General features: G+C 64.0%; 16 protein-coding genes. 10 read left to right on the forward strand and 6 right to left on the reverse strand.

Features of this window, described 5'->3' with window-relative positions; translation table 11 throughout:
• Window positions 1-137: 137 nt before the first annotated feature.
• Window positions 138-899: a spermidine synthase gene (locus tag ACVWZT_RS01670; protein WP_457471995.1), complete on the reverse strand. Its 762-nt coding sequence runs from the start codon at window positions 897-899 to the stop codon at window positions 138-140.
• Between the two features lie 102 nt (window positions 900-1001).
• Between ACVWZT_RS01670 and ACVWZT_RS01675 the strand changes: the two genes are divergently transcribed.
• Window positions 1002-2348 carry a class II 3-deoxy-7-phosphoheptulonate synthase gene (locus ACVWZT_RS01675; protein WP_003247094.1) on the forward strand — a complete coding sequence of 449 codons (1347 nt, stop codon included), beginning with the start codon at window positions 1002-1004 and terminating at the stop codon, window positions 2346-2348.
• A gap of 102 nt (window positions 2349-2450) precedes the next feature.
• Here the strand turns inward: ACVWZT_RS01675 and ACVWZT_RS01680 are convergent, their stop codons facing one another.
• Window positions 2451-2669 (reverse strand): DUF1127 domain-containing protein, encoded by a 219-nt coding sequence (locus ACVWZT_RS01680; protein ID WP_296234243.1) that lies wholly within the window; start codon window positions 2667-2669, stop codon window positions 2451-2453.
• Window positions 2670-2765: 96 nt separating this feature from the next.
• On the opposite strand from ACVWZT_RS01680, the gene ACVWZT_RS01685 reads away from it, so the two are divergent.
• Window positions 2766-3617 (forward strand): LysR substrate-binding domain-containing protein, encoded by an 852-nt coding sequence (locus tag ACVWZT_RS01685; protein WP_296234241.1) that lies wholly within the window; start codon window positions 2766-2768, stop codon window positions 3615-3617.
• Between the two features lie 61 nt (window positions 3618-3678).
• Here ACVWZT_RS01685 and ACVWZT_RS01690 read toward each other — a convergent pair whose 3' ends face one another.
• Window positions 3679-4428, reverse strand: coding sequence for a sulfite exporter TauE/SafE family protein (locus tag ACVWZT_RS01690; protein WP_457467865.1), 750 nt, complete (start codon window positions 4426-4428; stop codon window positions 3679-3681).
• A 111-nt stretch (window positions 4429-4539) separates the two neighbouring features.
• Between ACVWZT_RS01690 and ACVWZT_RS01695 the strand changes: the two genes are divergently transcribed.
• From ACVWZT_RS01695 to ACVWZT_RS01705, 3 genes are all read left to right on the forward strand, one after another.
• Entirely contained in the window at window positions 4540-5493 is a 954-nt protein-coding gene (locus ACVWZT_RS01695; RefSeq protein ID WP_457467867.1) for a LysR family transcriptional regulator, read from the forward strand.
• A gap of 58 nt (window positions 5494-5551) precedes the next feature.
• A complete protein-coding gene (locus tag ACVWZT_RS01700; RefSeq protein WP_457467869.1) occupies window positions 5552-6007 on the forward strand; it encodes a MarR family winged helix-turn-helix transcriptional regulator in 456 nt (151 codons plus the stop codon).
• 140 nt (window positions 6008-6147) lie between these two features.
• Window positions 6148-6576 carry an organic hydroperoxide resistance protein gene (locus ACVWZT_RS01705; protein WP_457467870.1) on the forward strand — a complete coding sequence of 143 codons (429 nt, stop codon included), beginning with the start codon at window positions 6148-6150 and terminating at the stop codon, window positions 6574-6576.
• A 131-nt stretch (window positions 6577-6707) separates the two neighbouring features.
• Here the strand turns inward: ACVWZT_RS01705 and efp are convergent, their stop codons facing one another.
• Together efp and earP are read right to left on the reverse strand one after the other, a co-directional pair.
• On the reverse strand, window positions 6708-7277 hold the full coding sequence (efp, locus tag ACVWZT_RS01710) for an elongation factor P (RefSeq protein WP_170028870.1): 570 nt from the start codon (window positions 7275-7277) through the stop codon (window positions 6708-6710).
• Window positions 7278-7325: 48 nt separating this feature from the next.
• Entirely contained in the window at window positions 7326-8471 is a 1146-nt protein-coding gene (gene earP / locus ACVWZT_RS01715; protein WP_457467872.1) for an elongation factor P maturation arginine rhamnosyltransferase EarP, read from the reverse strand.
• 134 nt (window positions 8472-8605) lie between these two features.
• Between earP and ACVWZT_RS01720 the strand changes: the two genes are divergently transcribed.
• The gene (locus tag ACVWZT_RS01720; RefSeq protein ID WP_457467873.1) at window positions 8606-8998 is read left to right on the forward strand and encodes a hypothetical protein; all 393 of its coding nucleotides are present in this window, start codon (window positions 8606-8608) and stop codon (window positions 8996-8998) included.
• A gap of 2 nt (window positions 8999-9000) precedes the next feature.
• Window positions 9001-9471 (forward strand): GreA/GreB family elongation factor, encoded by a 471-nt coding sequence (locus ACVWZT_RS01725; RefSeq protein ID WP_457467875.1) that lies wholly within the window; start codon window positions 9001-9003, stop codon window positions 9469-9471.
• 61 nt (window positions 9472-9532) lie between these two features.
• Here the strand turns inward: ACVWZT_RS01725 and ACVWZT_RS01730 are convergent, their stop codons facing one another.
• Entirely contained in the window at window positions 9533-10471 is a 939-nt protein-coding gene (locus tag ACVWZT_RS01730; protein WP_457467877.1) for a LysR family transcriptional regulator, read from the reverse strand.
• A 118-nt stretch (window positions 10472-10589) separates the two neighbouring features.
• On the opposite strand from ACVWZT_RS01730, the gene ACVWZT_RS01735 reads away from it, so the two are divergent.
• From ACVWZT_RS01735 to ACVWZT_RS01745, 3 genes are all read left to right on the forward strand, one after another.
• A complete protein-coding gene (locus tag ACVWZT_RS01735; RefSeq protein ID WP_457467878.1) occupies window positions 10590-11339 on the forward strand; it encodes a 3-oxoacyl-ACP reductase family protein in 750 nt (249 codons plus the stop codon).
• Between the two features lie 85 nt (window positions 11340-11424).
• Entirely contained in the window at window positions 11425-12612 is a 1188-nt protein-coding gene (locus tag ACVWZT_RS01740; protein ID WP_296234226.1) for an MFS transporter, read from the forward strand.
• A gap of 141 nt (window positions 12613-12753) precedes the next feature.
• A complete protein-coding gene (locus ACVWZT_RS01745) occupies window positions 12754-13134 on the forward strand; it encodes a hypothetical protein (protein WP_144171712.1) in 381 nt (126 codons plus the stop codon).
• Window positions 13135-13183: the final 49 nt, after the last annotated feature.

The raw sequence follows: 13183 nt of genomic DNA on the forward strand, positions 1-13183 counted from the left end.
CAAAGAAGTGAGGAAAATTTTCGCGATTTGCGGCCAGTATCGGGCCACCAATCAGCGCAAGCTGAATCGATAATCCTTCGCACACTGACAGTGTCGCTGCGGGAGCGACCCTGTGTCGCCAAAGGATGCGCAGCCACTCAGGTAGCCGGACGAATCTCGCGGATCAACCCTTCCAGGCTGTAGCCCAACCGCGGCGCCAGGGCCTCGGCGCGTGCACGCAGCCCGCCGAGGTCCAGTTTCTGTTCCAGGTCCGCCGGCACCAGCAGGATCACATTGCCCTCCTTCACCGGCAGTTCCCAGTAATGCCGGTGGTACAGGCCGCGCAGCAAGGCCGCACCCAGCGGCTTGCCGTCATCGGTAGCCCACTGGTTGATCACCAGCCAGCCGCCCGGGTTGAGCTGCTGCTGGCAGTTCTCAAGGAAATTCCATGCCAGGTGCCCTACCCCAGGCCCATGGTCGGTGTACAGGTCGACGAACAACAGGTCGGCCTTCTCCGCCGTGGGCAGCAGCTCCAGGGCATCGCCGATGCGCACATACAGCCGCGGGTCATCGTCCAGGCCCAGGTACTCCATGGCCAGGCGTGGCACGTCCGGGCGCAGCTCGATGGCCTCGATGTCGTCCAGCGGCAGGAATTTCATGCACGCCTGGGTCAGCGTGCCGGCACCCAGGCCGAGAAACAGCGCGCTTTCCGGCTGCTCATGGCACAACGCCCCGACCAGCATGGCGCGGGTATAGTCGTACTCCAGCCAGCTCGGGTCGGCAGTGAACACGCAGCTCTGCTCGATCGCATCACCGAACTCCAGAAAGCGGTAGTCGTCCACTTCGTACACGCTGATGACGCCAAAGGCATCTTCCACCCGTGCCAGTAGCCGCTCTTGCCGTTCCGCCATGCTCACCATCCAACCCGCAAAACGCGCATTGTCCGCCAACGCCCCCGATGCAACAAGCACAGCGCCAACTGTTAACATGGCCCGTAGCCTACAACTGAGACCGAGCCTGAAATGAACCAACCGTGGAGCCCTGACAGCTGGCGCGCCCTGCCGATCCAGCAGCAACCGACCTACCCCGATGCGGCGCACCTGCTGAAGGTCGAACAGACCCTGGCCAGCTACCCGCCGCTGGTGTTTGCGGGCGAGGCGCGCGAGCTGCGCCGGCAGTTTGCCGAGGTCACCGAAGGCCGCGCATTCCTGTTGCAGGGCGGCGATTGCGCCGAAAGCTTCGCCGAGTTTTCGGCGGCGAAAATCCGCGACACCTTCAAGGTGCTGTTGCAGATGGCCATCGTCATGACCTTTGCCGCCGGCTGTCCGGTAGTGAAGGTCGGGCGCATGGCCGGGCAATTTGCCAAACCGCGCTCTTCGGGCGATGAAACCATCGGCGACATCACCCTGCCGGCCTACCGGGGCGATATCGTCAACGGCATCGGTTTCGACGCCAAGAGCCGAATCCCCGACCCGGAGCGCCTGCTGCAGGCCTATCATCAAGCCACCGCCAGTCTCAACCTGCTGCGCGCCTTCGCCCAGGGTGGGTTTGCCGACTTGCACCAGGTGCACAAGTGGAACCTGGACTTCATCGCCAACTCGGCGCTGGCGGACAAGTACCACCAGCTGGCCAACCGCATCGACGAAACCCTGGCGTTCATGCGCGCCTGTGGCCTGGACAGCGCGCCGCAACTGCGCGAAACCAGCTTCTTTACCGCCCACGAAGCGTTGCTGCTGAACTACGAAGAAGCGTTCGTGCGCCAGGACAGCCTGACCGGCGATTACTACGACTGCTCGGCGCACATGCTGTGGATTGGCGACCGCACCCGTCAACTGGACGGTGCCCATGTGGAGTTCCTGCGCGGCGTGCACAACCCGATCGGGGTCAAGGTTGGCCCGAGCATGAACCCCGAAGAGCTGATTCGCCTGATCGACACGCTGAACCCGGCCAACGACCCGGGGCGCCTGAACCTGATCGTGCGCATGGGCGCCGGCAAGGTCGGCGACCACTTGCCCGGGCTGATCCGCACGGTCGAGCGCGAGGGGCGCAAGGTGCTGTGGAGTTCCGACCCGATGCACGGCAACACCATCAAGGCGAGCAGTGGCTACAAGACCCGCGACTTTGCGCAGATACTCGACGAGGTCAAGCAGTTCTTCCAGGTGCACCAGGCCGAGGGCAGCCATGCCGGTGGCATCCACATCGAGATGACCGGGCAGAACGTGACCGAATGCATCGGCGGTGCGCGGCCGATTACCGAAGATGCGTTGTCGGACCGCTACCACACCCACTGCGACCCCCGCATGAATGCCGACCAGTCGCTGGAGCTGGCGTTCCTGATCGCCGAAACCCTCAAGCAGGTGCGGCGCTAGAAGCGTTCGCGGGCTCGCCCGCTTTCACAGGGGCACACGCTTCGAGAGCAGTGCAGTACCTGTGATAACGGGCGAGCCCGCGAAGAGCCAGCATCGGCTGCCCTACTTACGCAGCGGATCATCCCAGAAATGCCGCTCGGCTTCTTGCTGGATGTCGGCCCGGCTCAACCCCAGGTCATGCAGGGTGGCATCGCTGAGGCTGGCCAACTGCTGGCGCTGGCGGTACAGCTGCAGCCACCGCGCCACCTTCTGTGCGGCCGCATGCAACAGATGGTTCAGGGAAAAGCCAGGTTGCTGGATGCTGCTGACAAGACCTTTCATCGTGAAGCCCTCCGTGTTGTTGGCTCCAGTCTGCCGCCAGGCATAAGATCAATCCAACGAATGTTTCTGATGCCATGCATCTCGGAGATTGATGCAATGTCCCAGTACCAGAGTCTCGACGCCGACGTCCTGCGCACCTTTGTCGCCATCGCCGAGCAAGGCGGTTTCACCCGCGCCGGCGAGGTGGTCAACCGCACCCAGTCGGCGGTGAGCATGCAGATGAAACGCCTGGAAGAAGACATTTTGCAGCGGCAGCTGTTCGAGCGCGACGGCCGTCAGGTACGGCTGACTGCCGAAGGCCAGGTGCTGCTGGGCTATGCCCGGCGTATCCTCAAACTGCACGGCGAGGTGTTCAATACCCTGCGCATGCCGCACATGGTCGGGATGGTGCGGATCGGCACGCCGGACGACTATGCCATGCGCTTTCTGCCGACCATTCTGTCAAGCTTTGCCCAGGCCTACCCACTGGTGCAGGTAGAGGTGCATTGCGAATCGTCCAAGCAACTGATGCTGCGCCAGGACCTGGACCTGACCATCGTCACCCGCGAGCCGGGCAACGAGATTGGCCAGCTGTTGCGCCAGGAACGCCTGGCATGGGCTGCCGCCGAGGGTTTCTGCCCGCAAGAGCAACGGCCCATCCCGCTGGCATTGTTCAACAGCGATTGTTTCTGCCGGGCCTGGACCTGCAACGCCCTGGAGGCCCAGGGCATCGATTACCGCATCGCCTATACCAGCCCGAGCCTGGCAGCAATCTTTGCCATCGTCACGGCCGGGCTGGCGGTAACGGCGCAGTTGCAGAGCCTGATTGGCGGGAACCTGCGCATACTGGGCGAGAGCGAAGGGCTGCCGCAACTGCCGGTGGCCAATGTGATGCTGGTGCGCAGTACCCAGAGCGCATCGCCGATCACCGATTGCATGGCCGATTACATCGTCGAAGGGTTCAAGTGAGCTGGGGCTGCCGCGGGAGCGGCCTTGCGTCGCGATAGGGCCGCAAAGTGGCCCCAAGCCCTCAAAGCTCAAACCCGAGCATCACTGCACACACCACCAGAAACACGCAGAACATCGTCCGCAGTGCCTTCTCCGGCAACGCATGGGCCAGCTTCACGCCCCAGCTGATACTGAGCAAGCCGCCCACCGCCAGCGGGATGCCCACGCCCCAGTCGACGCTGTGGTGCACCCCATAGGTCAGCAAGGTGACCAGGGTACTCGGCGCCGCCAGCGCCAGCGACAGCCCCTGCGCGACCACCTGGGTTGTGCCGAACACACTGGTCAGGATCGGCGTGGCCACCACTGCCCCACCCACGCCGAACAAGCCCCCCATGGTGCCGGCAAAGCTGCCCAGCACGCCCAGCCACGGCCAGGCATGACGCAATTCGGCGCTTGGCGGCGAGACTTTCATGAACATCCGCGCCACGTTCCATACCGCCAGCGCCACCAGGAAGCCGACAAAGCCCAGACGCATGGAATGCGCATCCAGCCCCACTGCCCAGATCGACCCCAGCCAGGCGAACACGAAGCTGCATAACGACAACGGCACGGCATGGCGCAATTCGATACGGTTACGCTGGTGATAGCGCCACAGCGCCAGCAGCACGTTCGGCACCACCATCACCAGCGCCGTACCCTGCGCCAGTTGCTGGTCCAGGCCAAACAGCACGCCCAGCGCCGGAATCGCGATCAACCCGCCGCCAATGCCGAACAGGCCACCCATGGTCCCCAAGGCAGCGCCCAGCACGACATACAACACCCACTCGATCATCAGGGCCTCACTACCTGTTCACATGATGCAGCATGCTAACCATTGCGGGCTGGCGGGGAAACGCACAGCAGCGCAAAATGGCTGTGCGCTATCCGCATAAGCAAGGCAGCCATGAGCCCTGATATTCTGACCGACCAGTTGAGCCTGTTCCTCGATGTGCTTGAAACCGGCAGCTTTTCTGCTGCCGCCCGCCGCCACCCGCTGACTCCATCCGCCGTAGCCCGGCGTATCGACAACCTGGAAAGCGCCGTAGGCAGCCGCCTGTTCACCCGCAGTACTCACGCCGTACGCGTCACCCCCGCGGGCAACGCCTTCGCCGAACGGGCCAGGCGCATCATCGAAGAGCTGCGCCTGGCTCGCGCCGAAGCGGTGTCGCTGAGCAGTGCCCCTGAAGGCCTGATCCGCATTGACGCCCCTGCCGCATTCGGTCGTCGCCACCTGGCACCGGCAATTGCCGACTTCCTGGTGGCCTACCCGGGGCTGGACGTGAAGTTGCGCCTGATCGACAGCTTCGTCGACCTGCATGGCAGCCACCTCGGCGAAGTCGACCTGGTACTGCGCGCCGGCCCTCTGGCCGACACCCGACTGGTCGCCACGCCACTCGCGTACATGGTGCGTATTGCCTGCGCCAGCCCCGCCTACCTGGCCAGCCGCGGCATACCCACCTGCCCCAGTGAACTGCCTGGGCACGACGGCCTGGACTGGGATGGCCTGGCGCCACCCTTTGCCTGGCGCTTCAATGTAGCCGGGCAAACCCGCCTGTACCGCCCCGCGCGCATGCGCATGGCCGCGAACAACGCCGAAACCTTGCTGTTCGGTGCTCTCGCCGGCTTGGGCATCGCTCACCTGCCTACCTGGTTGATCAGCGAATACCTGCTGCGCGGCGAGCTGATACCGCTGTTTTGCGACGGCGGCTTGCCCCCGGCTGAAACCAGCGGTATCTACGCGCTACGTCTGGAACATGAAACGAACTCTCGCAGCCGTTTGCTGCTCGAATTTCTCAAGAGCCGGTTCAGTCCGATTCCACCCTGGGACCTGGCCTTGCACAGTGAACTGCACAAGTAACGCGCGCACTGATGATCAGCGTGCCAGACTTACCCATTGATTACTTTCAAGGACCTGCATGAACGCCGACACCCAAGCCTCCTGTGACGAGCTGCTGCTGGACAACCAGGTCTGTTTCGCCCTGCACTCCACCTCGTTGCTGATGACCAAGGTCTACAAACCGCTGCTGCAGGCCCTGGGCCTGACCTACCCGCAGTACCTGGCCATGCTCGTGCTGTGGGAGCACGACGGCCTGACCGTGGGCGAGATCAGCCAGCACCTGCTTACCGACCCCGGCTCACTGACCCCGTTGCTCAAACGCCTGGAAAGCGAAGGCCTGTTGCAGCGCAACCGCAGCCGCGAAGACGAACGGGTGGTGCTGGTGCAACTGACCGACAAAGGCCGCGCTCTGCAACAACGGGCCAGGGAGGTGCCACAATGCATTCTCAAGGCCAGTGGCCGCAGCCTGGAGCAACTGCAACAGCTGCAGACCGACCTGCTGACATTGCGCGAGAATCTGCAGAAGACCCTCTGACAATCGGGCTGAGAAAGGGCTGTCCGGACGAACGGTCATAATTTATCTTGCGCACTAACTAATTGCGCGCTAACTTAATCCCCACACCAACCCGCGCCCTTCCCAGAGCGGAAGCGCACAACACGTTAGCGAGGCTCAAGATGCAAAAGGTCAATCCGCTGTACATCGCAGAAGCTACCTCCACCGGTGGGCGCGACGGCAAGTCCCGCTCCAGCGACGGCAAGCTGGAAGTCAAGCTCAGCACCCCGAAGGAACTGGGTGGCGCTGGCGGGGACGGCACCAACCCCGAGCAACTGTTTGCCGCCGGTTACTCGGCATGCTTCATCGGCGCCTTGAAGTTCGTGGCCGGGCAAGAGAAGAAAGCCTTGCCAGCGGATGCCTCGATTAGCGCCAAGGTCGGCATCGGCCAGATTCCGGGCGGATTCGGCCTGGACATCGACCTGCACATCAACCTGCCGGGCCTGGCACAGGCCGAGGCCGAAGGGCTGGTGGAGAAGGCGCACCAGGTGTGCCCGTATTCCAACGCAACCCGCGGTAACGTGGACGTACGCCTTCACGTCACTGTCTGAGGCTCACATGCAGGAGCGGCCTTGCAGCCCATCGCGACGCAAGGCCGCTTCTAGAGACTTGCGTCTGCAGGTAACGATCCAGATACAAAAAAACCCGGCCAAGGCCGGGTTTTTGCGTTCCACAAGAAGTATTACTTCTTGGAGCGGCCCTTGAAGGAGCCGTCGCGGGTGTCGATATCGATCCACTCGTCGATTTCGATGAAGTCGGCAACCTGTACTTCAGTACCGTTGGCCAGCTTGGCAGGCTTCATGACCTTGCCCGAGGTGTCGCCGCGAGCAGCGTTCTCGGTGTAGGTAACCTGGCGGCTGATGGTGGTCGGCAGTTCTACCGATACCACTTTCTCTTCGTACATGGTCAGGGCGCAGACGTCCTGCATGCCTTCTTCGATGTATGGCAGAACGGCGTCGATGTCTTCGGCGTTCAGCTCGTACATGGTGTAGTCGGTGGTGTCCATGAAGGTGTAGGCGTCACCGCTGATGAAGGACAGGGTCACTTCCTTGCGGTCGAGGATCACGTCGTCCAGCTTGTCGTCGGCGAAGTAGACGGTTTCAGTCTTGTAGCCGGTCAGCAGGTTCTTCAGCTTGGTCTTCATGATCGCGCTGTTGCGACCCGACTTGGTGAATTCGGCTTTCTGTACCAGCCACGGGTCGTTGTCGATCCGCAGTACGGTGCCGGGTTTCAGTTCTTTACCAGTTTTCATTACGCAGTATCCGAATCTGGATGGATTTATAAAAATCGAGGCCGCGTATCATAGCCAATTTCGGTAAAACTGTACCAGCGTCATGGCAAGGTCCGGCTGAGCGGCCTGTTTGGCACACCAGTGGCGGGCATGCGCCTGCAGCTCGTCCCAATGCGCCAGCACCTTGGCCCAGGCCGCGTGCATGTCGCGCTGCGTGCGGCTGTCGAGGTTCCAGGCGCGCCACAGATCGACCAGGGCTTCGGCGGCAGCGTCCGGCAAGCCCTGGCGATAAAGCGCCAGGAACGCTTCGAGTTTTTCCCAGTGTGCGTTCTCCTCCTGCACATAGATGTGCCACAGCAGTGGCCGCCCCGCCCATTGCGCACGCACGAACGAATCCTCGCCGCGCACGGCGTTGAAGTCACAGCACCAGAGCAGGCGGTCGTAATCGTCCTGGCTGACGAAAGGCAGCACCTGCACGGTCAGCGCACCACGCTGGCGTACCGCCCCCACCGGCAGCGTAGGTTCGCCCAGCCAGGCACACAGGTCACCGAGAATGCGCCCTTCCGGCACCAGCAGGTGGCTGGGCCGGGTATCCTCGGCCAGGGCGTCCAGCCAGCCGGCCAGGTGCGGGTTTTCGTAGGCGAACAGCGAGATCAGCCGAGCGCCGGTGTGCAACTGCACACCCAGCCCGGCGAGAAACGCAGCGCGCTGCGCCGCGTCGGCCTCGAATGCGGCGCGACGGACCAGCAAGGGCGCCTCGCGCAGCAGGCCGCCAGTCCCCGCGGTGAAGCCAGGGAAGAAGAACACCGTGCGCAAGCCGTTGCCTTGCGGCGACGGCAAGCCGTGGCACCCCTCCACCCAGTCTTCGGCACTGAGGTATTCCAGGTTCAGCCATAGCGCTGGCAGCGGTCGTATGGCCAGCGCTTCGATGTAACCAACCGGCAAGCGGCAGCCGAAGGCGCCGATGACTACGTCGGCAGTAGCCACCGGCTGCCAGTCAACCGGCCAGCAGCGTATCTCGACGCCCTGCTGCCACTGCTGGTCGAGTGCAGCATCGGCCCCCGGGCACAGGCGCACGAACGCGCCCAGGTCGTCCACCCACAGGCGCACCGCCAGGCCATGCTCGGCAACCAGCTGGCGCGCCAGGCGCCAGGTCACGCCGATATCGCCATAGTTGTCGACCACGGTGCAGAAGATGTCCCAGGTGACTTTCATGTGCCCTGCCCTCGCCCAGCGGAAAAACCGCAAATTCTGCGGATAAATTGTCGCCGACAAAAGCACCTGCGGGGAAAAAAGCCCAAACGCATGCGACAATGCCCCCGCCCCCCCCCCCCCGCCAGGACAGTGCCATGACCCGCCACCGTGAATTGAAGATCTCCCTCAAGCCGTTGCCGTTGATCCTGTGCGTTGCCCTGGGCCTGTGGCTGGGCGCCGTGGCCATCGCCGCCAGCCTGTGGCTGGCCTTGCAGCTATGGCCAGAGCAGGTGCAGCCGTTGGCCCAGGCGGTAGTGCCCGGCGTTTCCCGGCCAGCTGTACCGCCAGCCCCGGCGGCGGATGCCCAGACTGAAATGTTCGAGCGCTACCAGGTCATCCTGCACAAGCAGGAACAGCAACAGGCCGCCGAGGCCGCCCAGGGCAACCCGCGCAACCTCAACAGCCCCAAGTGCCAGTTCTGGCTGCAGCAGAACCGCACTGCGCCCACTGACAAAAGCCAGGCCAATGTGCTGGAGTTCTGTTACTGATCATGGACAAGACCCGCCTGCTGGCGCAGATCGTCGCCACCCTCGAGCATGACCTGGCTGTGCTGACCCGCGCGGCACAGACTGCGTATGAAGCGGCTACCGCCGAGGAGAACATCGCCGAGAACAAGTACGACACCCTGGGCCTGGAAGCCTCGTACCTGGCCACCGGCCAGGCCCGCCGCAGTGCCGAGATACGATCGGCGCTGCAAACCTACCAGCAATTGCTGCTGCGCGATTATGACCCGGCGCGCGGCGTGCAGTTGAGCAACCTGGTGACGCTGGAAGATGAAGCTGGCGGGCAGCGGCGTCTGTTCCTGGGGCCCGAGGCGGCAGGGTTGAAGATTGGCGAGGCGGATGGGCTGGTTACGGTGATTACCCCGCGATCGCCGCTGGGGCAGCAGTTGGTCGGCAAGCGTGTGGAAGATGAGGTGGGCCTGGGGACGCAGACATTGTGGATTGTCGATGTAGCCTGAGGGGTTCCTTCGCCAAGGCGCGGCCAATGCGGTCGTCGTAGGGGCGCTTCAAACCTGGACATCAAAGCGCCTGCAAGGCATCGAACCGCCCGGCCAGGCCCTGTTGAGCGAACCGCTCCACCACAAAATCGACAAACGCCCGGGTCTTGCCCGGCAACAGCTTGTGCTCGGCGAAATACAGGCTGATATGCCCATCGTCCACATACCAGTCCGGCAGCACCCGGCGCAGCCGCCCACTTTCCAGATACGGGACCGCAAACGGCAGGCTCACCAGGGCAATCCCCAGCGCTTGCTCGGCCACCGCACAAGCCGCATCCGAATCACTCATGGTCATCGCCTGACGCAACGCCAAAGGCTGCTGCTCCTGCCAGCGGCTGGTCAACGGCCACGATCGCACGCGCCCGGTCTGCGGCGAGCGGATCAGGATACCGTCATGCCGCTGCAGGGCCTGCGGCTGGGTGACCGGTGCATGGCGGGCCAGATAAGCTGGCGCCGCCACCAGCACCCGATGCGCCGGGGTCAACTTGCGCGCCACCACGCCCGGCGGCAGTTCGAAGCCCCCGCCAATCGCCGCATCGAAGCCTTGGCCGATCAGGTCGACCTGGCGGTTGTCGAAATGCCAGTCCGGGATAATGCCCGGGTAGCGAAGCAGGAACTCGCCCAGCAGGGGCAGCACGTACAAACGCCCGAACACCGTGCCCATGCTGACCCGCAACAACCCGGCCGGCTGGCCCTCGGCACTGGCCAGGTTGGCCACGGCGTACTGGATAGTGCGGAAACTGTCACTGACCTCCCCGAGAAATCGCTGCCCTGCCTCGGTCAGGGTCAGCTTGCGGGTACTACGCTGGAACAACCGCACCCCCAGGCGCGCCTCCAGTTGGGCAACATGCTTGCCTACCGCCGCCGGGGTGATGCTCAGGCGTCTGGCAGCCTCGGCAAAGCTGCCGACTTCGGCGCTGCGGATGAAACACTCCAAAGCGTTGAACGACTCCATGGCCATGATTAGCAACCAAAGGTTTACTCTGCTGATAGTGATTGCCATCTTATCAGCAGGTAATCGAGCGCCGATACTGCGCCCATCCAAGGCATCCCAGCCTGGCTTCCAGCAGGAGATCAGCATGTCCAAGCAACACACCCTCGAAGGCAAAGTGGCCCTGGTACAGGGCGGTTCCCGCGGCATCGGCGCAGCCATCGTGCGGCGCCTGGCCCGTGAAGGCGCGCAGGTAGCCTTCACCTACGTAAGTTCCGCCGGCCCGGCAGAAGCACTGGCGCGGGAAATCACCGAAAACGGTGGCCGAGCCCTCGCACTGCGGGCCGACAGCGCCGACGCGGCGGCAGTTCAACTGGCAGTGGATGACACGGTGAAGGCATTCGGCCGGCTCGATATCCTGGTCAATAACGCCGGTGTCCTGGCGGTGGCGCCCGTGACCGAGTTCGACCTCGCCGACTTCGACCACATGCTGGCGGTGAACGTGCGCAGCGTGTTCGTCGCCAGCCAGGCGGCGGCGGGCTACATGGGCCAGGGCGGGCGCATCATCAATATCGGCAGCACCAACGCCGAGCGCATGCCGTTTGCCGGTGGCGCGCCCTACGCCATGAGCAAGTCGGCACTGGTCGGCCTGACCCGCGGCATGGCCCGTGACCTGGGGCCCAGGGGCATTACCGTGAACAACGTGCAGCCTGGGCCGGTGGACACCGACATGAACCCGGCCAGCGGTGAGTTCGCCGAAAGCCTGATCCCACTGATGGCGATCGGGCGGTATGGCGAGGCAGACGAGATCGCCAGCTTCGTGGCTTACCTGGCGGGGCCTGAGGCAGGGTACATTACCGGGGCCAGCCTGACTGTCGACGGCGGGTTTGCAGCCTGATTCAACGGTTTCCTGTACCGACCTCTTCCCGGCAAGTGAAGAGGCCGGCGCAGGTTGCCCTCCACCTCACTGCCACGAGAACCGCATGTACAACCCCACCCTGAGTCGCGCACTCATTCTGCTGATGGCCACCGCCACCGGCCTGGCCGTGGCCAGCAACTACTACGCGCAACCCCTGCTGCACAGCATCGCCCAACAGTTTGGCCTGAGCACCGCCAGCGCAGGCAGCATCGTCATTGCCGCGCAACTCAGCTATGGCGCCGGCCTGTTGCTGCTGGCACCGCTGGGCGACCTGTTCGAGCAGCGGCGGTTGATTACCGTGATGACCGCAATTGCCACCCTGGGCCTGGTCATCAGTGCCTGCGCACCGAGCCTGCCCTGGCTGATCCTCGGCACGGCGCTGACCGGGCTGTTCTCGGTGGTGGCGCAAATTCTGGTGCCCATGGCTGCGGCCCTGAGCGAGCCTCATTCACGCGGGCGCGCGGTCGGCACGCTGATGAGCGGCCTGCTGCTGGGCATCCTGCTGGCGCGCACCGCCGCCGGCTTCATGGCTGAGCTGGGCGGCTGGCGCAGCATCTACGTACTGGCCGCCGCGCTGATGGCCATCACCGCCGTGGCGCTGCACCGGAGCCTGCCGCAACACCACAGCCATGCCGGGCTCAAATACCCGGCGCTGATCGGCTCGGTGTTCCGCCTGTTCCGCGAAGAGCCGGTGCTGCGCCTGCGCTCGCTGCTCGGCCTGCTGGCGTTCAGCCTGTTCGCCCTGTTCTGGACGCCGCTGGCGTTTTTGCTGGCAAAAGGCCCGTACCACTATTCCGATGCAGTGATCGGCCTGTTCGGCCTGGCCGGCGCGGCGGGTGCGCTGTCGGCCAATTGGGCCGGGCGCCTGGCCGACCGCGGCAAGGGCGCATTGGGCACCACGGTTGGCCTGGTGGTGTTGCTGCTGTCCTGGGTACCGCTGGGCTTTGCCGAACAGTCGTTGCTGGCCTTGCTGCTGGGCGTGCTGATGCTCGACCTGGCGGTGCAACTGGTGCACGTGAGCAACCAGAATGCGGTGATCGCCCTGCGCCCCGAAGCGCGTACACGGCTGAACGCCGGCTACATTACCTGCTACTTCATCGGCGGGGCACTTGGCTCGTTGCTGGGCACGCAGCTGTTCCAGTATCAGGGCTGGATGGGCATCGTGGTCGCAGGGCTGGTGATTGGGTCGCTGGCATTGCTGGCGTGGGGGTTAGCCGAGCGCAAGCGCAAGCATCTGTTGCAGATGGCCTGAAAATCCGCGCTGGGTTGAGGGCGGGCATCGGCCATGGCGACAAACGACCGCACTACCCTCCGTCGTCTGGCCGTTGACTTGCCCGCCCGGCCAGCGCTCAGTAAGCATTGGTCAATGCCCTTTCACTGACAGGACGACGTTATGACAAGACTCACGGTGCAATCCGGCGATTTCTTGCAAGGTGAAGGCGAGTATCGCAACGGATCGCTCACGCTCAAGACCCCGCGCAGCCCTTCTCCGGGCGAGCGGATTTCCCTGGCGCGCATCAGCGACCTGCGGTTGGCGAGCCTCGAATCCAGCCGTAGCCTGGGCAGCGCCCTGGGCTGGGGCGTGGCCGGCGCGCTGGTGGCAGGGCCGGTGGGGCTGCTGGCCGGGCTGTGGCTAGGCGGCAAGGAAGAAGAAGCCACCTTCCTGGCGACCTTCAAGGACGGACGCAAGCTCATGGCCATTACCGATGGCAAGACCTGGTCGAAGATCGATGACAACTGGCGACAGCACAGACGGCCCGCCGGCAAAGGCTGACTGGATCGCACAAGGCGCGGATCGTTTTATGTTGAAGGCGGCGGTAAGA

This window comes from Pseudomonas sp. TE21394 (assembly GCF_054057835.1).